Raw genomic sequence first — 21,314 nt, 5'->3', positions numbered from 1 at the left:
GGAGCTGCCATGACTGAAAGTCTGCCAGGCCGGCATGCCGCCAAGGAGCTGCTGCTCAACCGCGCCACCAACTTCACCCTGAACGCGCTGCCCCGAATCCCCGACCACCGCAAACGTCTGTTGCTGGGCGGGCGTTCGGTGACCGTCGACGGCAACACCCTGGACCCGACCCTGCAGCTGTTGTTGGCGGCGCAGCGCGCCGCCGGGTTGTCGGGACTGGTCGCCGACTTCAGCCCGGCCTCGGGGGTGACCGTCTCGCGGGCCCAGCTGCGGGTGACCGCGGCGATGATGCACCCGACCATCGACGTGGACGTCAGTGACGTCTCCATTCCCGGCCCGGCGGGACCGATGGCGGCACGCCGCTACGTCCCCGTCGACACCGACGCCACCCCGGCGTTGCTGCTGTACTTCCACGGCGGCGGGTTCGTTCTCGGCGACCTCGACATCTACGACAACCTGTGCCGGCTGATCTGCCGGGACGGCGGCATCCAGGTGGTGTCGGTCGACTACCGGTTGGCCCCCGAGCACAAGGCGCCCGCCGCCGTCGAGGACGCCTATGCGGCCTACCGGTGGGCACTCGACCACGCCGACGGTTTCGGCGCGCCGCGGGTCATCGTCGGTGGAGACAGCGCGGGTGGGAACCTGGCCGCGGTGGTGTCCCAGCAGGCGCGCGATTCGGAACTGCCGCTGCCCGCACTGCAGCTGCTGCTGTATCCGGTCACCGACCACTCGAGTGAGACGCGGTCCCGCACGCTGTTCTCCGACGGCTACTTCCTGACCAGGCGTCAGATCGAATGGTTCGGCGGGCACTATCTCGACGGTGCCGAGGTCACGGCCGAGGATCCGGTGGTCTCACCGTTGTTGGCCGAGGATCTGTCCGGGCTGCCGCCCGCCCTGGTCGTCACGGCCGGATTCGACCCGCTGCGCGACGAGGGCAACCGCTACGCGCGGGCCATGCGCGCCGCGGGGGTCCCGGTTGACCTGCGCGAAGAGCGGTCGCTGATTCACGCCTTCGCCAGTTTCTTCCCGCTGGGCGGGCGCAGCGCCGTCGCGACCGCCGCGATGATCTCGGCGCTGCGGGCACATCTCAGCCGCAGCTGAGCGACCTGGGCGCCGCCGGTACGCTTGGTGCGTGGCCAAACCGAAGAAGACCGCCAAGTACGACCTCAAGGCAGCCGATCGCAAGCGCAACCTGTTCATCCAGATCGGATTGACCTCGGTGGTCGTGCTGTTCGCCGCCGCACTGGTGCTCTACATCGTCACGACCGGCGACAAGAAGCCCGGCGGGGGCGAGGGCAAGGCGATCCGGGTGGCGTCGAGCAACGTCGTCACCAACGAGGGCACCTCGGATCCCAAGGCCGTGCTCAGCACCTATGAGGACTTCCTCTGCCCGGCGTGCGGCAACCTCGAGCGCAGCTTCGGCCCGACCATCACCAAGCTCATCGACACCGGCGCGATCGCGGTCGACTACCACATGGTCAGCATCCTCGACAAGGCCGGCAACGGTTACTCCTCCCGGGCCGGCGCCGCGGCGTACTGCGTGGCCGACGAGTCCGACGCGGCTTTCCGCCGGTTCCACGAGGCGCTGTTCTCCGAGCAACTGCAGCCCAAGGAGGGCAGCGGTGTCTACCCGGACAACGCCCGCCTGATCGAACTCGCGCGCCAGGCCGGCGCCGGCGGCGGGGTTCCGGACTGCATCTCCAAGGGTCGTTACGTCGAGATGGTGCAGGGGATGGCATCGGCGGGCGGGATCAACTCGACTCCGACCCTGCGGATCAACGGCGAGGACTATGAGCCGAGCACGCCGCAGGCCCTGGTGGACAAGATCAAGGAGATCGTCGGCGATGTGCCCGGTCTCGCCGCGGTGGCGCCCGGCGCGCCCGCCCAGCCATGACCGTGACCGACGCGACCGCGCAGCCCGTGAGCGAGCCCGAGACCGAGACCGAGACCGGTACGGGTGTCGCGGTCGGTCGGCTCAGCGCGGTGTGGGTGCTGATCGCCGGTGTCGTCGGGTTGACCGCGGCGCTGACGCTGACCTACGAGAAGTTCGAAACCCTGATCAACCCGGACTACGTGCCGTCGTGCAGCATCAACCCGGTGTTGTCCTGCGGTTCGGTCATGGCGACCCCGCAGGCCTCGGTGTTCGGCTTCCCCAATCCGATGATCGGGATCGTCGCGTTCACGCTCGTCGTGGTCACCGGGGTGCTCGCGCTCGCGGGGGTGCGCCTGCCGCGCTGGTACTGGGCGGGGCTCGCGGTCGGCACGCTGCTCGGTGCCGTGTTCGTGCACTGGCTGATCTTCCAGAGCCTGTACCGGATCGGTGCCCTGTGCCCGTACTGCATGGGGGTCTGGGCGGTGACCATCCCGCTGTTGGTGGTGGTGAGTTCGATCGCGCTGCGTCCGCAGCTGGCGAACCCGGTGGTGGGGGCCATCCACCAGTGGCGATGGTCGCTGGTGGCGCTGTGGTTCGCCGCGCTGGTACTGCTGATCCTGGTCCGGTTCTGGGACTACTGGTCAACGCTGTTGTAACACTCTGGAAACAAGTCGGCGGTTAGGGTTACGCGTGATCTCCAAGGTGCTTGTCGCCAATCGTGGCGAAATTGCGATCCGTGCGTTCCGTGCCGCATACGAGATGGGCATCGCGACCGTTGCCGTCTATCCGTATGAGGATCGGAACTCGCTGCATCGGCTGAAGGCCGACGAGTCGTATCAGATCGGTGAGGTCGGCCACCCGGTCCGGGCCTACCTGTCGGTCGACGAGATCATCCGGGTGGCGGTGCATTCCGGGGCGGACGCGGTGTATCCGGGGTACGGCTTCCTGTCGGAGAACCCGGAGCTGGCGGCGGCCTGCGCCCAGAACGGCATCACCTTCGTCGGTCCGTCGGCCGAGGTGCTCGAGCTGACCGGTAACAAGTCCCGCGCGATCGCCGCGGCGCGCGACGCCGGCCTGCCCGTGCTGGCCTCCTCGGAGCCGTCCTCCTCGGTGCCGGACCTGGTCGCGGCGTCGGACGGGATGGAATTTCCGCTGTTCGTCAAGGCGGTGTCGGGTGGTGGTGGCCGCGGTATGCGCCGGGTCACCGATGCGGCGGCGCTGCCGGAGGCGATCGAGGCGGCATCGCGCGAGGCGGAGTCGGCGTTCGGGGACGCCTCGGTCTACCTGGAACAGGCCGTGCTGAATCCGCGCCACATCGAGGTGCAGATCCTGGCCGACGGCGCCGGTCACGTGATGCACCTGTTCGAGCGGGACTGCAGCGTGCAGCGCCGCCACCAGAAAGTCGTCGAACTCGCACCCGCCCCCAACCTGCCCGATGAGCTGCGACAGCAGATCTGCGGCGACGCGGTCGCATTCGCCCGGCAGATCGGATACGCGTGTGCCGGCACGGTTGAGTTCCTGCTCGACGAGCGCGGGCACCACGTGTTCATCGAGTGCAATCCCCGGATCCAGGTCGAGCACACGGTCACCGAGGAGATCACCGATGTCGATCTGGTGTCGTCCCAGTTGCGGATCGCGGCGGGGGAGACGCTCTCCGATCTCGGTCTGAACCAGGACGATCTGCGGGTGCGCGGGGCGGCCATGCAGTGCCGGATCACCACCGAGGACCCGGCCAACGGCTTTCGCCCCGACACCGGCCGGATCACCGCCTACCGGTCGCCGGGCGGCGCGGGAATCCGGCTCGACGGCGGGTCGAATCTCGGTGCGGAGATCTCGGCGCACTTCGACTCGATGCTGGTCAAGCTGACCTGCCGGGGCCGGGATTTCTCGGCGGCGGCCTCGCGGGCCCGCCGGGCGCTGGCCGAGTTCCGGATCCGCGGGGTGTCGACGAACATCCCGTTCCTGCAGGCCGTGGTCGACGACCCCGATTTCCGCGCGGGCCGCGTCACCACATCGTTCATCGACGATCGCCCGCACCTGCTGACCGCGCGCTCGCCCGCCGACCGCGGCACCAAGATCCTCAATTACCTCGCCGACGTGACCGTCAACAAACCGCACGGCGAGCGCCCGTCGACGGTGTACCCGCACGACAAGCTGCCCCAGGTGGACCTCTCGGCGCCCCCGCCGGCGGGCTCCAGGCAGCGGCTGGTGGAGCTGGGCCCGGAGGGGTTCGCCCGCTGGCTGCGCGACAGCAGATCCGTCGGGGTCACCGACACCACGTTCCGTGATGCGCACCAGTCGTTGTTGGCGACCCGGTTGCGGTCGACGGGACTGTTGCCGGTGGCGCCGTATGTGGCCCGCACGATGCCGCAGTTGCTGTCGATCGAATGCTGGGGCGGGGCGACCTACGACGTCGCGCTGCGGTTCCTGAAGGAGGATCCGTGGGAGCGGCTGATCGCGCTTCGCGAGGCGATCCCCAACATCTGTCTGCAGATGCTGCTGCGTGGCCGCAACACCGTCGGCTACACCCCGTATCCGGAGATCGTCACCTCGGCATTCGTCGACGAGGCAACCCGCAGCGGGATCGACATCTTCCGGATCTTCGACGCGCTGAACAATGTGGAGTCGATGCGCCCGGCGATCGACGCCGTGCGTGAAACCGGTTCCGCGGTAGCCGAAGTCGCGATGTCCTACACCGGTGACCTGACCGATCCGGGCGAGAACCTCTACACGCTGGACTACTACCTGAAACTGGCCGAGCAGATCGTCGATGCGGGCGCGCACGTCCTGGCGATCAAGGACATGGCCGGGCTGTTGCGACCTGCCTCGGCGCAGACCCTGGTGAGCGCGTTGCGGACCCGGTTCGACCTGCCGGTGCACGTGCACACCCACGACACCCCGGGCGGACAGCTGGCCACCTACCTGGCGGCCTGGACCGCGGGCGCGTCGGCGGTCGACGGCGCCGCCGCCCCGTTGGCGGGCACCACCAGCCAGCCGGCGCTGAGCTCGATCGTGGCGGCCGCGGCCCACACCGAGTACGACACTGGGCTTTCGCTGTCGGCGGTCTGCGATCTGGAGCCGTACTGGGAGGCGCTGCGCAAGGTGTACGCGCCGTTCGATGTCGCGGCGTCCGGCCCACCCGTCCCGACCGGCCGGGTCTACTCGCACGAGATCCCCGGCGGCCAGCTCAGCAACCTGCGCCAGCAGGCCATCGCGCTGGGGCTGGGCGACCGGTTCGAGGACATCGAGGCCAATTACGCGGCCGCCGACCGGATCCTCGGCCGCCTGGTGAAGGTGACCCCGTCGAGCAAGGTGGTGGGCGATCTGGCCCTGGCGCTGGTCGGTGCTGGCGTCAGCGCCGACGAGTTCGCGGCCGATCCGGCGCGGTTCGACATCCCCGACAGTGTGATCGGGTTCCTGCGCGGCGAGTTGGGTGATCCGCCGGGCGGGTGGCCGGAGCCGTTGCGTACCAAGGCACTGGCCGGCCGCGGCCCGGCGAAACCGGCCCCCGAACTGTCGGCCGAGGACGAGGGGCTGCTGGCCGAACCGGGCACTACGCGTCAGGCTGCGCTGAACCGGCTGCTGTTTCCCGCGCCGACCGCCGAATTCGACGCGCACCGCGAAACCTACGGCGACACTTCGTCATTGAGCGCCAACCAGTTCTTCTATGGGCTGCGTCAGGGCGATGAGCACCGGGTGCGACTCGAACGCGGGGTGGAGTTGCTGATCGGCCTCGAGGCGATCTCGGACGCCGACGAGCGGGGTATGCGCACGGTGATGTGCATCCTCAACGGGCAGTTGCGCCCGGTGCTGGTGCGCGACCGCAGCATCGCCAGCGAGACACCCGCCGCGGAGAAGGCCGACCGCGCCAATCCCGGTCACGTGGCGGCCCCGTTCGCCGGGGTGGTCACGGTTGGGGTGGCCGCCGGCGACACCGTCGAGGCCGGGCAGACCATCGCCACCATCGAGGCCATGAAGATGGAGGCCGCGATCACCGCACCGAACGCGGGCACCGTCGAGCGGGTCGCGGTGGCCACCACCGCCCAGGTCGAGGGCGGTGACCTGTTGGTGGTGGTGGGTTCGGCCGGCGGCAGCGAAGCGACCGGGGGAGCAGTCTGACCCGGATCATCGCCGGCAGCTACGGCGGGCGACGGATCGCGGTGCCTCCCAGCGGGACCCGGCCGACCTCGGACCGGGTGCGGGAGGCGGTTTTCAACGCACTGGCCGCGCGGCTGGATTTTGCCGGGCTGACCGTGCTCGACCTGTACGCCGGCTCGGGCGCCCTTGGGTTGGAAGCGCTTTCGCGCGGTGCACGGTCGGCGATATTCGTCGAGGCCGACGCCAAAGCGGCGGCGGTGATCGCCAGGAACATCGCCGCGCTCGACGCGGGCGGCGCGACGGTGCGGCGGGGGAGCGTGGAGTCGGTGCTGGGCGGCGGTGCGCAACGGCGCGCGGATCTGGTGCTGGCCGACCCGCCCTACGACCTCGCCCCGACCGCCGTCGACGCCGTGCTGGCCACGATGGCCGAGCGCGGCTGGGTTGGCGCCGGATCGGTGGTCATGGTCGAGCGGCGCGCGAGCAGCGAACCGGTCGGCTGGCCGGAGGGCTGGATCGCGTTGAGCGCACGCCGGTACGGCGACACCCGGGTCGAACTCGCCGAGGTGGCCTGAGCCGATACCCGGGCGACCTGTAGCGTCGTCACTCATGAGTGGCGCGGTATGCCCCGGCTCCTTCGACCCGGTGACCCTCGGCCATATCGACGTTTTCGAGCGCGCGGCGGCGCAGTTCGACGAGGTCGTGGTGGCGATCCTGGTGAACCCCAACAAGAAGGGCATGTTCGATCTCGACGAGCGGATGGCCATGATCGCCGAATCGACCGAGCATTTGCCGAATCTGCGAGTGGAGTCCGGGCAGGGCCTGGTGGTCGACTTCGTCAAGTCCCGCGGGCTCACCGCGATCGTCAAGGGTCTGCGCACCGGCACCGACTTCGAATACGAACTGCAGATGGCGCAGATGAACCGGCATGTGGCCGGCGTCGACACCTTCTTCGTGGCGACCACGCCGCAGTACGCGTTCGTCTCGTCGTCGCTGGCCAAGGAGGTCGCCTCGCTCGGCGGCGATGTGTCGGCCCTGCTGCCCGAGCCGGTCAACCGCAGGTTGCGGGCCAAACTGCAAGGTTAGCCGGTGGGCGACACACCGGCCACGATCCTTAGTCACAGGCGTAACACCAGGCACACTGGTAACTAACAACGAGGCCTGGAGGGTTTTGCCGTGTACCGAGTTTTTGAAGCGCTCGACGAGCTCGGCGCGATCGTCGAAGAAGCGCGCGGCGTGCCGATGACCGCGGGCTGCGTGGTCCCGCGCGGCGACGTACTCGAGCTCATCGACGACATCAAGGACGCCATCCCGGGTGAACTCGACGACGCCCAGGATGTGCTCGACGCCAGGGATTCGCTGTTGCGCGAGGCCAAGGATCACTCCGAATCGGTGATGTCGTCGGCCAACGCCGACGCCGACGGCATGCTCAACCACGCCAGGGACGAGGCCGACCGCGTCCTGGCCGACGCCAAGTCCCAGGCCGACCGGATGGTTGCCGAGGCCCGTCAGCACAGCGAGCGGATGATCGGCGAAGCCAGGGAGGAGTCCGCCCGCCTCGGGGCCGCGGCGAAGCGTGACTACGAGGCCAGCACGGGCCGGGCCAAGGCCGAGGCCGACCGCCTGATCGAGAACGGCAACATCTCTTACGAGAAGGCGATCCAGGAGGGGATCAAGGAGCAGCAGCGGCTGGTGTCGCAGACCGAGATCGTCGCCACCGCGAATGCCGAGGCCACCCGTCTCACCGATGCGGCCCACGCCGAGGCGGACCGGCTGCGCGGCGAATGCGATATCTACGTCGACAGCAAACTCGCCGAGTTCGAGGATTTCCTCAACGGCACGCTGCGCTCGGTCGGCAGAGGGCGTCACCAGCTACGCACCACCGCGGGCACCCACGATTACGCCAGTCACTGACGGCGCGATCGGGGGCGACGCCGCGTAATTCGCTGTCGGGCAGCCGTAGGATTGCTGCATGGCGACGCATGCGAGCGCGGGCAGGCACCGCGAATCCCGATCGCCCCTGGTGATCGACATCTCCCGATTGGGCCGACGGCCGGGATCGATGATGGAGTACCGCGAAACCGTGCCAAGTCCCTCCCGAATCGGTGTGGAACTCGTCGCGGTCGAAGCCGGCGCCCCCCTCGACCTGGACCTGCGCCTGGAGTCGGTGTCCGAGGGGGTTCTGGTCACCGGCACGGTGGCGGCACCGACGGTCGGCGAATGCGCGCGCTGCCTGACCGCGATCACCGGTGACGTCGAGATCGACCTGACCGAACTGTTCGCTTACCCGGACAGTGCGACCGACGAGACCACCGAATCCGACGAGATCGGACGGGTCGGCACCGGTGGCCGCGCCGATACGGTCGATCTGGAACAGGCGATCGTCGACGCGGTCGGGTTGGTCATGCCGTTCTCACCGTTGTGCGGACCGGACTGCGCCGGACTGTGCCCGGACTGCGGGATCGCGCTGGCCACCGCCGAGCCCGGCCATCACCACGAGAAGATCGACCCGCGCTGGGCGAAACTGGCCGCGCTGCGTCCGGTCGAGGACGACCAGACCGGGGGCGGCCGGTGACCGATGCGCACGCGTCGCTGATCGCGGCGCTGGGGGTCTCGCTGCCCGACGAACTGCTCACCATGGCGTTGACCCACCGCAGCTACTCCTATGAGAACGGCGGCCTGCCCACCAACGAGCGGCTCGAGTTCCTGGGGGATGCGGTGCTCGGGCTCACCGTGACCGAGGAGCTCTACCACCGTCATCCGGACCGGTCCGAGGGTGACCTGGCCAAGCTGCGGGCCAGCATCGTCAACACCCAGGCGCTGGCCGACGTCGGCAGGGGGCTCAGCGACGGCGGGCTCGGCGCCCACCTGTTCCTCGGCAAGGGCGAGGAGAGCTCCGGCGGCGCCGACAAATCCAGCATCCTGGCCGATGGTGTCGAATCATTGCTGGGCGCAATCTATGTGGAGCACGGCCTGGACATCGCGCGCGAGGTGATCCTGCGGCTGTTCGGCGAGCTGCTGGACACCGCGCCGACCCTTGGCGCCGGGCTGGACTGGAAGAGCAGCCTGCAGGAGCTGACGGCGGCCCGCGGGCTGGGCGCCCCGGCCTACCTGGTGACCTCGACCGGGCCCGACCACGACAAGGAGTTCTCGGCCGCCGTGGTCGTCGGTGACGTCGAATACGGTCGTGGCGTGGGACGGACCAAGAAGGAGGCCGAGCTCAAAGCGGCGGCCGCGGCCTGGAACGCGCTCGACAATGCGTGACCGATGCCCGAACTACCCGAGGTAGAGGTCGTTCGGCGGGGGCTGCAGGAGCATGTCGCCGGCCGGGCCGTCACCGCGGTGCGGGTGCACCATCCGCGGGCCGTGCGCCGCCACGAGGCCGGGCCCGCCGATCTGACCGCCCGGCTGCTGAACGCGAGGATCACCGGGACCGGCCGGCGGGGCAAGTACCTGTGGCTCACCCTCGACGACAGCGATGCGCTCGTGGTGCATCTCGGAATGAGCGGCCAGATGCTGCTCGGGCCGATACCCGACGACCGGCACCTGCGGATCGCGGTGATGCTCGACGACGGCACCGCGTTGAGCTTCGTCGACCAACGCACCTTCGGCGGCTGGCAGCTCGCCGAGATGGTGACCGTCGACGGAACCGACGTGCCGCAGCCGGTGGCCCACGTGGCCCGCGATCCGCTGGACCCGCGATTCGACCGGGACGGTGTGGTTACGGTGTTGCGGCACAAGCATTCCGAGATCAAACGCCAGCTGCTCGACCAGACCGTGGTGTCGGGGGTCGGCAATATCTACGCCGATGAGGCGCTGTGGCGCAGCAAACTCAACGGGGTGCGGACGGCGGCCTCGCTGCCGCGGCGCCGGCTGGCCGGGCTGCTCGACGCGGCCGCCGAGGTGATGACCGAGGCGTTGGGGCAGGGCGGCACATCGTTCGATTCGCTGTATGTCAACGTCAACGGCGAATCCGGCTATTTCGAGCGGTCATTGGACGCCTACGGCCGTGACGGCGAGCCCTGCCGCCGCTGCGGTGCGGTGATGCGCCGCGAGAAGTTCATGAACCGGTCGTCGTTCTACTGTCCCAGATGCCAACCCCGGCCGAGGCCCCGCTAGTTAGGTCACCGCAGTCCGGGCAGCACCGGCATACTCGGGTCGGCCGACAGGCACACCTTCCAGTCACCGCTCTCCTTGCGGAAGTAGATGGTGTACTGGCCGCCCTCGGCGGTGACCTTGGCGGTCGCCTCGTTGCCGTCGACCTTGATGTCGTCGATCCCGCCGGCCGTCTCGGCCGGATTCTCGGGCGCGATGTCGGGAACCTCGATGCCGAGTTCCTCCAGGGCGCTGGTGTCGATCGGGATGAAGAACTGCTGATCCTGGGCGCAGAAGTACTGCTTGAGCTCGTCGACCTTGCCGGTGCTGTGGCCCATGTCCTCGAACAGCTGCTTGATCGCCCGCTCATCCCCGGACGGCAGCATCATGGCGATCACCAGCCCGATGATCGCGACCAGCACCACCAGGCCCACCACCAGGCCGCCGACGATCAACCCCGTGCGGTTACCGCCGGGCGGCTGCGGTTGCGGGTAGGGGTTTGGCTGAGGATACGGGTAACCCTGTTGCGGTCCGCCATAGCCGTAGGGGAATTGCGTTGCGCCGTAAGGCGGTTGGGGGGATCCATAGGGCTGTTGCGGAGCCCCGTATGGGGAGGGGGCGCCGTACTGCGCCGGATCGTACGGCTGTTGCGGATCGGGGTACTGCCCACCGGTCCCGTACTGCGGCGGCTGCTGCCACGGCCCGTTGGGGCCGCTGGGTGGGATGGGGGGGTAGGTCACAACTCTCCTAGACGAATCGGATACGCCGAGTCTATCCCCGGGCCCGGCGCATTTCGTGTCGCGCCGAGCGCACACTGTCAGTTTGCGGTGGTCGGCTACCCACAGGCGACGGCGACGGCCGCGGTCGTCGCGAGCAGCAGTGTGCCTGCCGCGACGGAGGCGAGGACACCGGCACCGGCGAGTCGGGAGGTCCGATGCACCCGCCCGCACCTGCGCAGTGACGGTTGCGCCGATCGGTGACGGGCGGATGACACCATCGCCGCAGCGGCCGCGCCGGTCAGGCCGACGATTCCGATCAGCACCCCTGACGAGCAGTGCAAACCCGACAGGGTTCGAAACGTGGCGATCGACGCGCCGACCAGCGTGATGACGGTGCGCCGCCAGGACAGCAAGGTCCGCTCCGTGGCCAGCCCGGCATCCCTCGCCGTCGCGTGCATCACCGGACGAGCAGAGCAAGCAGTAGTAATGTCCCGGCGGCGACGACCGCCATGGTCACCGGAAACGATGTCCGCGCCGGTGGCAGGGGTCTGCCGAGCCGCAGTTGCCGTTCCGTCACGTACCACCCGCACCAAGCCTGGATCGGTGCGGCGATTCCGCCCGCGATCAGCGTGATCGAGGCCGCGAGTCGCAGGACCGGTTGTACGTCGGGGCCGAATGTCTCCAGTGCGACACCACACGCGATGAGCGCCAACGCTGTGCGGATCCAGGCGAGGAAGGTGCGCTCGTTTGCGAGTGTGAAACGCGCGTCGGGTTCGGTGCCGTACCGATAGAGCCGCGCCGGGAAGCGCTGGGCAGTCACAACCGCTGTACGGACGGGACGACGTATTCGCCGCGCAGCAGTGCGGCCCGCGGGGTATAGCAGCGCAGTGTGAGCTGGAAGCGGCCCCGTGGGGCGGGCAGCCAGTTGGACGTTTCGTCGGGTGCGTCATGGGAGATGACGATGGACAGGGATCCGTCGGGGCCGTAGTGCAACTGCGTGCTGCGATCGCTGATCGTGAATCTGTCGATGGGGTTCGCCGTGAGGAAGTCGTTGTCGTCGTACAGGGTGAGCGACCAGAAACCGTCGACGGGCGGCAATTGGTCGGCGCCGAACCGCAGTAGATACCTGTGCGTTCCGTCGAAGCGCTCGCCGTCGGCGTCGGCCCCGGCGTTCGCGTAGACGGCCTCGTCGGCGGTGAGCGCGCCAAGGCCGCGCAGCGCGGTGACGGAGCGCAGCAGGTGATCGCCGTGGTAGCTGCCGATGTTCAGATCGTAGGTCCAGTCCCCGTGCGAGGCGGACAGGCCGCCGAGGTCACTTGCCGCGATCGATGCGTGCGCCGCGGCGACCGATGCGGCCAGCGACTCTCGCACTGCGACGTCGGTGATGTCGGCGCTCGGTGTTCGTCCGGCGCCGATACCGATGGCCTCCAGCCGGGCCAGCAGATCGCGGTCCGTGTCAGGCGGGGGGTTTCCGATCAATGCGGTGCCGAGTTCGTCGAAGAACGCCAGGCCCGCCGCACCGACGCCGTGCGGTGACGGGGCGGGGGTCGCGGCATCCGGCCCGGGCCGGGTGTCGGGGCCGGACAAGTGGAACGATTCGGCGATCCGGGCGGCTTCGGGGAGATCCGAGACACCGTTCACGAGCACGCGCCCGAGCATCCACACGGTGTTCGTCGGGGAGCGCAGCACATCGGCGTCCTGCTCGCCTGCCGGGTCGGGCCCCGCAATGGTGTACGTCCCTGCACGGGTTCCGGTAGTGCGGGTGCCGATGTATCCCCAGGTCTCGGTGTAGGCATCCATCAGTTGAAAGCTGTAGTAGCGCTGCACATCCGGGACTGTGAGCGTGACCGGAGCGGCACTGAGGTCGATCCAGCCGATGACGAACAAGGTGTCGTTGTTCGGCTTGACCACTTCACGGTCGCGGTCGGTGAGCAGTCGGTGGGTCGCCCTCAGCGCATTGATTCTGGTCGGTCGATGGCGAGCGGGGGAGAGCAGGAAGTCGCGCGTCCGCATGGTCAGAACCAGCGGATACCCCCATACATAGGCCTCGAAGCCGAGGGCGAACGCCTCTGCCGCCGTGACCGTGAGCTCGGCCGAGGACCTCGGTGACATGATTGTGCCGTGGAAATCGGTGTGCGCCGACACGTGCTGATTCTCCGTTCGTCGTGCGGTTGTGAGTGGTGGTGGTTGTGATTAGCGTCGCGGTGTCACATACCGCCGTATCGGCCGGTCAGGATGTCGGAGTCGCGGCGCGGGTTGGCGCACACACACATGGTGATCGCTCCGACGACCATCACCGCGCCCAGCGCGATGAAGCCGCGGTGGTAGCCGTGGGCCGCCGATCCCGACACCAGTATTCCGAGCACGAGTGGTGCTGCGGCTCCGCCGAGGCTGTAGACGGCGACGACAATCCCCATGACCGATGACCGCTGTCTTGCGGGTACGACGTCCGACAGCATCGAGAAGGCGATTCCCCACGCGGCGGTGTTGAGCGAGAAGGCCAACGTGAGGAGGACGATCTGCACCGCTCCGGCGGGCAGTTGCGGGAAGGTGATCATGCAGATTCCGCCGACCATCAGCAGACCGGCCGCCGGGAGCCCGCGTCCGGCCCGCGACGAGGCGCCGCGTGCCATCATCCGTCCGCTCAGCAGGCCCGCGAGCAGTCCGAATATCGCGGCCGAGGCGAATGGGAGGGTGATGAGGAAGCCTGTGGTCGACGCGCTGTACTGCAGGCCCTGGCGGAAATACACAGGTAGCCAGGTCACCTTCAGGGATGTGGCGCAATAGGAGCAGAACGAGAAGATCGCGAAGCCGTACACCGTCGGGCGTGCCCACAGCGCCCGCCACGGAACGGTTTCGGGCCGCCGGTCGGTGTCTGTCGAGTCGGGCGTCGTGGCGTCCGGCGGTGCGCTCGCCGCGGGCCCCTCGGTTCCGTACCGCATCCACAGGGCGAGCCAGACGACGCCGAGGAGGATCAGCACATGGAAGCAGGCCTGCCAACCGTGCCGCTGCATCACCCAGGTAAGTACCGGGGCCGCGATCAGAGGGCCGAGCGATGCGCCCATGTTCACCACCGACGACGGGAACGAACGTCGGCTGGGGACGAACCATGTGTGGGTGATCTGGTTGGCGAGTGCGAACGCCGGTCCTTCGGCGAACCCGAGCGCCATCCGGCCAAGGAGGACTACCGAGAACGTCACCGGGATCAGGCCGGTGAGTGGGATCAGGCTGAGCACCCACACGCCGACGAGGCCGGTCAGCAGCCACCGGGAGTCGACCCGCCCGCCGAGCATCCCCAGCGTCACCGCGCCGAGCGCGAAAAGCCAGAAGAACGTGCTCTGCAGCAGCCCGAATTGGAAGGACGAGATATCCAGATCCTGCTGGATTTCGACACCCACGATTCCGACCACGACCTTGTCGGCGAAATTGATGAACATGAAGGCCGTCAACAGCAGGGTCACGATCCAGGCCCGCCGGTACACGGCCGATGAGGTGGTGGCGGTTTGCGCGCGCCTGGTGGATTCGAGAAATGACTTCATCGACATCTGTGAACTCCCCGATTCTTACCGGCACGCGATTCGGTCGGGCGCCGCGAGTTGACGGAGGATCTCCTCGGTGTGCTCACCGAGGGCTGGTATGCGCCCGGCGCCGCCCAGGTCGGCGACAGCTTCGGAGCGAAAAGGCAGGCCGGGCACCATGTGTCGCCGCCCGGTCGGAGTCTCGCCTGTGACGAAGACTTCTGAATGCTCGACATCGGCGGACCGACGGGCCTGATCGTAGGTGCGCACCGCGCCGCACACGATTCCCGCGTCGGTCAGGATGCCGAGCAGTTCCTCGGTCTCATGTGCTGCGAAGAACGGGTACAGGGCGTCGACAAGTGCGGCCCGGTTGCGTACCCGCCCGGCATTGTCGAGGAAGCGCTCGTCATCGACGAGGTGCGGCACCCCCGCGACCCCGCACAGACGAGCGAATTTCTCTGCGGTGTAAGCGGATACGACAATGGCGCCGTCGACGGTCTCGAAGAGGTCGGCTGCGGGCGCGACGGTGGGCTGGCCGTTGCCCCTGCGCGTTGGCGCGATCCCCGTGATGGCGTACTCGGCCCAGTTGATGGCCTGGAGGTGGATGGCCACATCGAGCAGTGAGATCGTGATGTGGTCGCCCGCACCGGTGCGCTCCCGCCGGAACAGCGCGGCGAGTATCGCCTGCGCGGCCACCTGGGCGGCCACATGGTCGACCACCGGAAACCCGACCCGTTGGGGCTCCCTGTCCGACGTCCCGGTGACCGACATCATCCCGCTCTCAGCCTGGGCGGCGATGTCGTAGCCGGGCCGGTTACCGGAGGGGCCGGACGGACCGAAGCCGGTGATCTCGGCGACGATGATCCTCGGGTTCATCGAACGGATGGCGTTGGCGGAGATACCGGCCCGGTGCAGGGCTCCCGGTGCGAGGTTGCTGACGACGACGTCGGCCTCTCGAAGCAGGGTGCTGGCCTGGGCGAGTCCCTGCTCGGTCTTGAGATCGATCACCACCGACTTCTTGCGGCGGTTGTACGCCAACAGGATCGCCTCGCCGTAAGTGCCGATGCCACGGGCCTGATCGCCCGCGGGTCTCTCGACCTTGATCACTTCGGCACCCATATCCGCGAGTACCTGGGTGGCGCCGGGGGCCGCGATGTACTGGCCGAGATCGACGACAACGACCCCGTCGAGAGCCGCAGTGGAGTCGGATGACTCGGACAATTCAATTCCCCGTTCATGTTTCGCGGATCGAGCGCTGCGTTCGCAGTACCGGTACGGCCAGACTGCTCGGAACGGGACGGGGATAACATAGGACGACGTCACAACATATAGGCGTGTGTGGTGTGACTGTTCACAATGGGAGGTGTAGACCATGCCGGGTGTCGACGTGGCGGGGGCGCTGCGCAGGTTGCGCAACGAGGTTCCTGCGATGGCGCGGGCTGCGATCGATCGTTACGTCGAGGAGTCGTCGATCTATCCGCGTGACGCGGCGCCGGAGCTGCTCTACCGGGAGAGCGCACACACCGTCCGGGTGCTGATGGACACCTGTCTGCGTTCGGTCTCCGACGACGACCTGGATTTTCACGCCGTTGCCAAGGATGTCACCGCCCGATCGAGTGTCCGTGTCGCAGAGGGGCTTCCGCTTCGCAGTTATCTCCGGTGCCTGCAGATCGGCTATGCCGTGCTGAACGAGCGGCTGGAAGCCGAATTCGGCGACGACATGGTGCTCGCCCGGCCGGTACTCAATCGGGTGCGCAGCGTCTATGACGAGCTCATCGGTGACGGGGTGGCCGCCTACGAGTTGCCGAGTCGTAAGTTGCCCGCAGAAGAACAGGACCGTCACGCCAGGACCATCGACGCGCTGTTCACCGGCATCGGCATCGCCGATGGCTTCGACGTGGCCGATGCCGTTCCCGCACGACCGCTCGTCGCACTCTTGGCCGTCGAAACCACCTCCGCCGAACGGCAGGGGTCCGCGCGGGCCCGAGCCCTCGCCTCGACGCGGAAGGTCAGGGGTATCCGCGACCACTTCGACCGAGGGCTCGGCAATCTCTGGCTGATGGACATTCGGCCCGATTCCGGTCGTCTCATCCTGCAGGGGTACCGTGGACCGCTCTCCGCCGTGGCGGCAGAAGCGGGTGCCCGTTTCGGTGTCGTCATCAGCATCGCCGTGGCTGAATCCCAAGGCGTCGATGATATTCCACGCGCGGCGCAGCTTGCCCGGGAAGTCTTGGACACGGCGCTGCGGTGCGGTCGCAAGGGGGTGCTGAGCGCCATTGACGACGTGGCACTGGAGCATCACCTCGCGCGCAGCGGTCCGGGGCGTGACGTCCTGCTCGGACGGAGTGAGGCACTCGTCGGGCGGGCACTGCTGATCGACACGCTTCGCGGCTACCTGCACAACAATCTGGACCGCCGGGCGACGGCCGACGCGCTCGCGGTGCATCCGAACACTATTGACAACAGGATCAACAGAATTCGTGAACTCACCGGCCTCGACGTACACGTGGTCCGTGATCTGATCACCCTGGCGGTTGCGGTGAACACGGCGCTCGAACCGTCATGACCCGGGTCGGGTCCACCGGGCGGGCGGCAGGGGAGCTTCGGCCGGAATATTCGCCGACCGCACCGTGTAGAAATACTTCTATGACCGAACTTTGGGTTGAGCGCACCGGGGTCCGTCGCTACACCGGGCACAGCAGCCGGGGCGCCGAGGTACTCGTCGGCAGCGAGGACGTCGAGGGCGTGTTCACCCCCGGCGAGCTGATGAAGATCGCGCTCGCGGCGTGCAGCGGTATGTCCAGCGACCAGCCGCTGCGCCGGCGCCTCGGCGACGACTATCCCGCCACGATCCGGGTGTCCGGAGCCGCCGACCGGGACCAGGAGCGGTATCCGTTGCTGGAGGAGAAACTGGAGATCGACCTGTCCGGGCTGCCGGAAGCCGAGGTGGCGCGGCTGCTGACCGTCGTCGAACGCGCCATCGACCAGGTGTGCACGGTGGGCCGCACACTCAAATCGGGCACCGAGGTGAAGTTCGAGGTCACCGGGAAATGACCGGAGCGGAACCCCCGGACGCCGAGGTGCGGCTCAGTGCCTGGGTGCACGGACGCGTGCAGGGCGTGGGGTTCCGGTGGTGGACCAGGTCGCGGGCGTTGGAACTCGGGCTGGCCGGGTTTGCCTCGAACCGGCCCGACGGCCGGGTGCATGTGGTGGCCCAGGGCCGGCGCGCCGCCTGCGAACGCCTGCTTGACCTGCTGAAGAGCGGGAAAACCCCAGGTTCGGTGGACAACGTGATCGCCGACTGGTCGCAACCCGACGCCCCGATGGCCGGCTTTCACGAACGGTAGCCGAGTCGGCGGTAGGGTTTGACGTCGTGCACCTCAAGAGTCTGACGCTGAAGGGCTTCAAATCCTTCGCCTCGCCGACGACTCTGCGCTTCGAACCCGGCATCACCTGTGTGGTCGGGCCCAACGGGTCCGGCAAGTCCAATGTGGTCGACGCCCTGACCTGGGTGATGGGTGAGCAGGGAGCCAAGACGCTGCGCGGCGGCAAGATGGAGGACGTCATCTTCGCCGGCACGTCCTCGCGTGCCCCGCTCGGCCGCGCCGAGGTCACCCTGACCATCGACAACTCCGACAATGCGCTGCCCATCGAGTACTCCGAGGTGTCGATCACCCGCCGGGTGTTCCGCGACGGCGCGGGGGAGTACGAGATCAACGGCAGCAGCTGCCGGTTGATGGACGTTCAGGAGCTGCTGAGCGACTCCGGCATCGGCCGGGAAATGCACGTCATCGTCGGGCAGGGCAAGCTGTCGGAGATCCTGGAGTCGCGCCCCGAGGACCGCCGCGCGTTCATCGAGGAAGCGGCCGGGGTGCTCAAGCACCGCAAGCGCAAGGAAAAAGCGGTCCGCAAGCTCGACTCGATGGCCGCGAACCTGGCCCGGTTGACCGACCTCACCACTGAGCTTCGGCGTCAGCTCAAACCGCTGGGCCGCCAGGCCGAGATGGCACGCCGCGCGGCGACCATCCAGGCCGACCTGCGCGATGCGAGGTTGCGCCTGGCCGCCGACGACCTCGTCACCCGGCAGGCCGAGTTCGAGAACACCAATCACGCCGAGACCACGCTGCGCCGCGAGCACGACGAGGTGACCACGCGGCTGCAGACCGCGACCGTGGAGTTGCAGGCCCACGAGACCGCGGTCGCCGAGCTGTCTCGGCGCGCCGAAGCCGCCCAGCAGACCTGGTTCCGGGCCTCGGCGCTGGCCGAACGGGTCGGTGCGACGGTCCGCATCGCGACCGACCGGGCGCAGCTGTTGGAGGCAGAACCGGAGGTCTCGTCGGGACGCGACCCCGACGCGCTGGAGGCCGAGGCCGACGAGGTCGCCGAAACCGAGCAGCGGCTGCTGGAGGAGCTGGCCGAATCCCAGTTCGCCCTCGAGGCGGCGCGGGCCGAACTGGCCGAGCGCGAACAGGTGGCGGCCGAGGCCGAGCGCGCCCACCTCGCTGCGGCCCGGGCCGAGGCCGACCGTCGCGAGGGCCTGGCGCGGCTGGCCGGTCAGGTCGACACCATGCGCACCCGGGTCGAGTCGATCGACGAGGGCGTGATGCGACTGTCGGTCAGCATCGAGGAGGCCGGCGCCAAAGCCCAACAGGCCCAGGCCGAATTCGAGACCGTTCAAAGCCGGGTGGGCGAGCTCGACGCGGGAGAGGTGGGGCTCGACGAGCACCACGACCGCAGCGTGACCGCGCTGCGGCTGGCCGACGAGCGGGTCGCCGAACTGCAGGCCGCCGAACGGGGGGCCGAACGTCAGGTGGCCTCGCTGCGGGCCCGAATCGAAGCCCTTTCGGTGAGCCTGGACCGCCGCGACGGGGCGGCCTGGTTGCAGAAAAATCACAGCGGCGCAGGACTTTTCGGAACCATCGGGGAATTCTTGAAGGTGCGTCCCGGTCATGAGGTGGCAGTCGCGGCGGTGCTGGGAGCGGCCGCCGATGCGCTGGCCGCCGAGAACTTCGGCGCCGCGACGACGGCCGTCGCTGCGCTCAAGGAGTCCGACGGCGGCCGGGCCGCAATCCTGCTGGGGGACTGGCGGGTCGACGGGACACGGCCCGCGGTCGCGCTGCCCGACGGCGCCATCTGGGCGACCGATCTGGTCACCGTGCCCGACCGGTTGCGCGGTGCGATCACGGCGATGCTGGCCGGGGTCGCGGTCGTCTCGGATATGGACGCCGGGCTGCGGCTGGTGACGGCCCGGCCCGAACTGCGCGCGGTCACCGGCGACGGCGACCTGGTCGGCGCCGGGTGGATCAGCGGCGGATCCGACCGCAAGCCGAGCACCCTGGAGATCAGCTCGGAGATCGACAAGGCCCGCGCCGAGCTGGAGACCGCCGAACGCCAGACCGCCGAACTCGGCGCAGCGCTGGCCGGGGCGCTGACCGAACAATCGGCCCGCCAAGACTCTGCCGAGCAGGCCCTGGCCGCGCTCAACGAATCCGATGCGGCGATCTCGTCGATCTACGAGCAGCTCGGCCGGCTGGGCCAGGACGCGCGCGGTGCCGACAACGAATGGCAGCGCCTGATCACCCAACGCGACGAATTGGAAGCCGGGCGTACCAAAACCGTCGAGGAATTCACCGAACTGGAGACCCGCCTGCGAAACGCCGAGCAGGTCCCGACCTTCGAGGCCGAACCGGTGGACCGGCAGACCTCGGTCGCGGCCGCCGACGCCGCCCGCGGGGTCGAGGTCGAGGCCAGGCTGACGGTGCGCACCGCCGAGGAACGGGCCAACGCCGTTCGCGGACGGGCGGATTCGTTGCGCCGGGCGGCGACCGCCGAACGTGAGGCGCGGGTGCGCGCGCAGCGGGCCCGGGAGGCACGCGAACTCGCGGCCCGGGTGGCCGACGCGGTCGCCGATTCAGGACGTCTGGTGGCCGAACGGCTGAGCGCCGTGGTGGCGGTGGCGGCCGGCACCCGCGACGAGCTGGCGACCGAGCGCAGGCACCGGTCCGAAGCGCTGGCGCAGGTCCGCGAGCAGGCCACCGACCTCGGCGCCAGGATCACCGCGCTGACCGATGCGTTGCATCGTGACGAGATGGCCAAGGCGCAGGCGTCGCTGCGGATCGAACAGCTCGAAGCGCAGGTACTCGAACAGTTCGGGATGCCCGCCGCCGACCTGATCGCCGAGTACGGCCCGCAGGTGCCGCTGCCGCCCAGCGAGCTGGAGATGGCCGAGTACGAGCAGGCCAAGGAGCGTGGCGAACAGGTCACCGCGCCCGCGCCGATGCCGTTCGACCGGCCCGCCCAGGAGCGGCGCGCCAAGAAGGCCGAACGCGAGCTCGGCGAGCTGGGCCGGGTCAATCCGCTTGCGCTGGAGGAGTTCGCGGCTCTGGAGGAGCGCTACAACTTCCTCTCGACACAGCTCGAGGACGTCAAGGCGGCCCGCTCGGACCTGCTCGATGTGATCGCCGACGTCGATTCCCGGATCCTGCAGGTGTTCACCGAGGCCTACGTCGACGTGGAGCGCGAGTTCGAGCAGGTGTTCGCCACCCTGTTCCCCGGCGGTGAGGGCCGGCTGCTGCTGACCAACCCCGCCGACATGCTCACCACCGGCATCGAGGTCGAGGCCCGGCCACCGGGTAAGAAGATCAAACGGCTGTCGCTGCTGTCGGGTGGGGAGAAGTCGCTGACGGCGGTGGCGATGCTGGTGGCCATCTTCCGGGCCAGACCGTCGCCGTTCTACGTGATGGACGAGGTCGAGGCTGCACTCGACGATGTCAACCTGCGGCGGCTGATCAGCCTGTTCGAGCAGTTGCGGGAACGCTCACAGCTGATCGTGATCACCCATCAGAAGCCGACCATGGAGGTCGCCGACGCGCTCTACGGGGTGACCATGCGCGGTGACGGCATTACGACGGTGATCTCGCAGCGGATGCGGGGCCAGGAGCTGGTGTCCAACCCGAGCTGATACGCCGAGCGTGGGGGCCAGGTACGGATTGTTCGCGAATCCGGTACGCAACC

At 68.6% G+C, this 21,314-nt stretch carries 20 protein-coding genes; 14 read left to right on the top strand and 6 right to left on the bottom strand.

Features of this window, described 5'->3' with window-relative positions; genetic code table 11:
• Nucleotides 1-9 precede the first annotated feature (9 nt).
• The 10 genes from ACWDTP_RS02930 to mutM all read left to right on the top strand — a co-directional run bounded on the left by ACWDTP_RS02930 (nucleotide 10) and on the right by mutM (nucleotide 10,087).
• Complete coding sequence (locus ACWDTP_RS02930) at nucleotides 10-1,101, top strand: alpha/beta hydrolase (RefSeq protein ID WP_450016392.1); 1,092 nt, start codon at nucleotides 10-12, stop codon at nucleotides 1,099-1,101.
• Nucleotides 1,102-1,132: 31 nt separating this feature from the next.
• Entirely contained in the window at nucleotides 1,133-1,894 is a 762-nt protein-coding gene (locus tag ACWDTP_RS02925; RefSeq protein ID WP_450016390.1) for a DsbA family protein, read from the top strand.
• Nucleotides 1,891-2,529: a vitamin K epoxide reductase family protein gene (locus tag ACWDTP_RS02920; RefSeq protein ID WP_450016388.1), complete on the top strand. Its 639-nt coding sequence runs from the start codon at nucleotides 1,891-1,893 to the stop codon at nucleotides 2,527-2,529. The genes ACWDTP_RS02925 and ACWDTP_RS02920 overlap by 4 nt, the downstream gene beginning before the upstream one ends.
• Nucleotides 2,530-2,563: 34 nt before the next feature.
• Nucleotides 2,564-5,992: a pyruvate carboxylase gene (locus ACWDTP_RS02915; RefSeq protein WP_450016386.1), complete on the top strand. Its 3,429-nt coding sequence runs from the start codon at nucleotides 2,564-2,566 to the stop codon at nucleotides 5,990-5,992.
• A complete protein-coding gene (gene rsmD / locus ACWDTP_RS02910) occupies nucleotides 5,989-6,543 on the top strand; it encodes a 16S rRNA (guanine(966)-N(2))-methyltransferase RsmD (RefSeq protein WP_450016484.1) in 555 nt (184 codons plus the stop codon). The genes ACWDTP_RS02915 and rsmD overlap by 4 nt, the downstream gene beginning before the upstream one ends.
• A gap of 34 nt (nucleotides 6,544-6,577) precedes the next feature.
• Nucleotides 6,578-7,054: a pantetheine-phosphate adenylyltransferase gene (gene coaD, locus ACWDTP_RS02905; protein WP_450016384.1), complete on the top strand. Its 477-nt coding sequence runs from the start codon at nucleotides 6,578-6,580 to the stop codon at nucleotides 7,052-7,054.
• Between the two features lie 90 nt (nucleotides 7,055-7,144).
• On the top strand, nucleotides 7,145-7,882 hold the full coding sequence (gene sepIVA, locus ACWDTP_RS02900; protein ID WP_450016382.1) for a cell division protein SepIVA: 738 nt from the start codon (nucleotides 7,145-7,147) through the stop codon (nucleotides 7,880-7,882).
• A 58-nt stretch (nucleotides 7,883-7,940) separates the two neighbouring features.
• Entirely contained in the window at nucleotides 7,941-8,543 is a 603-nt protein-coding gene (locus ACWDTP_RS02895) for a YceD family protein (protein ID WP_450016380.1), read from the top strand.
• Nucleotides 8,540-9,232 (top strand): ribonuclease III, encoded by a 693-nt coding sequence (rnc, locus tag ACWDTP_RS02890; RefSeq protein WP_450016378.1) that lies wholly within the window; start codon nucleotides 8,540-8,542, stop codon nucleotides 9,230-9,232. The genes ACWDTP_RS02895 and rnc overlap by 4 nt, the downstream gene beginning before the upstream one ends.
• 3 nt (nucleotides 9,233-9,235) lie before the next feature.
• The gene (mutM, locus tag ACWDTP_RS02885) at nucleotides 9,236-10,087 is read left to right on the top strand and encodes a bifunctional DNA-formamidopyrimidine glycosylase/DNA-(apurinic or apyrimidinic site) lyase (RefSeq protein ID WP_450016376.1); all 852 of its coding nucleotides are present in this window, start codon (nucleotides 9,236-9,238) and stop codon (nucleotides 10,085-10,087) included.
• A 5-nt stretch (nucleotides 10,088-10,092) separates the two neighbouring features.
• Here mutM and ACWDTP_RS02880 read toward each other — a convergent pair whose 3' ends face one another.
• From ACWDTP_RS02880 to ACWDTP_RS02855, 6 genes are all read right to left on the bottom strand, one after another.
• Nucleotides 10,093-10,803, bottom strand: a complete 711-nt coding sequence (locus ACWDTP_RS02880; RefSeq protein WP_450016374.1) for an Rv0361 family membrane protein — start codon at nucleotides 10,801-10,803, stop codon at nucleotides 10,093-10,095.
• A 95-nt stretch (nucleotides 10,804-10,898) separates the two neighbouring features.
• Nucleotides 10,899-11,240, bottom strand: a complete 342-nt coding sequence (locus tag ACWDTP_RS02875) for a DUF202 domain-containing protein (protein ID WP_450016372.1) — start codon at nucleotides 11,238-11,240, stop codon at nucleotides 10,899-10,901.
• Complete coding sequence (locus ACWDTP_RS02870; RefSeq protein ID WP_450016370.1) at nucleotides 11,240-11,602, bottom strand: YidH family protein; 363 nt, start codon at nucleotides 11,600-11,602, stop codon at nucleotides 11,240-11,242. Before ACWDTP_RS02870 ends, ACWDTP_RS02875 begins: the two co-directional genes overlap by 1 nt.
• Nucleotides 11,599-12,927 (bottom strand): DUF1254 domain-containing protein, encoded by a 1,329-nt coding sequence (locus tag ACWDTP_RS02865; protein ID WP_450016368.1) that lies wholly within the window; start codon nucleotides 12,925-12,927, stop codon nucleotides 11,599-11,601. The genes ACWDTP_RS02870 and ACWDTP_RS02865 overlap by 4 nt, the downstream gene beginning before the upstream one ends.
• Nucleotides 12,928-12,989: 62 nt before the next feature.
• Nucleotides 12,990-14,327: an MFS transporter gene (locus ACWDTP_RS02860; protein ID WP_450016366.1), complete on the bottom strand. Its 1,338-nt coding sequence runs from the start codon at nucleotides 14,325-14,327 to the stop codon at nucleotides 12,990-12,992.
• Nucleotides 14,328-14,345: 18 nt separating this feature from the next.
• The gene (locus tag ACWDTP_RS02855; protein WP_450016364.1) at nucleotides 14,346-15,521 is read right to left on the bottom strand and encodes a CaiB/BaiF CoA transferase family protein; all 1,176 of its coding nucleotides are present in this window, start codon (nucleotides 15,519-15,521) and stop codon (nucleotides 14,346-14,348) included.
• A 316-nt stretch (nucleotides 15,522-15,837) separates the two neighbouring features.
• Here ACWDTP_RS02855 and ACWDTP_RS02850 point away from each other — a divergent pair, with 316 nt between their 5' ends.
• From ACWDTP_RS02850 to smc, 4 genes are all read left to right on the top strand, one after another.
• Nucleotides 15,838-16,866 carry a PucR family transcriptional regulator gene (locus tag ACWDTP_RS02850; protein WP_450016482.1) on the top strand — a complete coding sequence of 343 codons (1,029 nt, stop codon included), beginning with the start codon at nucleotides 15,838-15,840 and terminating at the stop codon, nucleotides 16,864-16,866.
• An 80-nt stretch (nucleotides 16,867-16,946) separates the two neighbouring features.
• Nucleotides 16,947-17,354 carry an OsmC family protein gene (locus ACWDTP_RS02845; protein WP_450016362.1) on the top strand — a complete coding sequence of 136 codons (408 nt, stop codon included), beginning with the start codon at nucleotides 16,947-16,949 and terminating at the stop codon, nucleotides 17,352-17,354.
• A complete protein-coding gene (locus ACWDTP_RS02840; RefSeq protein ID WP_450016360.1) occupies nucleotides 17,351-17,647 on the top strand; it encodes an acylphosphatase in 297 nt (98 codons plus the stop codon). Before ACWDTP_RS02845 ends, ACWDTP_RS02840 begins: the two co-directional genes overlap by 4 nt.
• A gap of 26 nt (nucleotides 17,648-17,673) precedes the next feature.
• A complete protein-coding gene (gene smc, locus ACWDTP_RS02835) occupies nucleotides 17,674-21,261 on the top strand; it encodes a chromosome segregation protein SMC (RefSeq protein WP_450016358.1) in 3,588 nt (1,195 codons plus the stop codon).
• Nucleotides 21,262-21,314 lie beyond the last annotated feature (53 nt).

It is taken from the genome of Mycobacterium sp. NPDC003449 (assembly GCF_053588415.1).
This window is presented reverse-complemented; position numbering and strand designations above follow the sequence as displayed.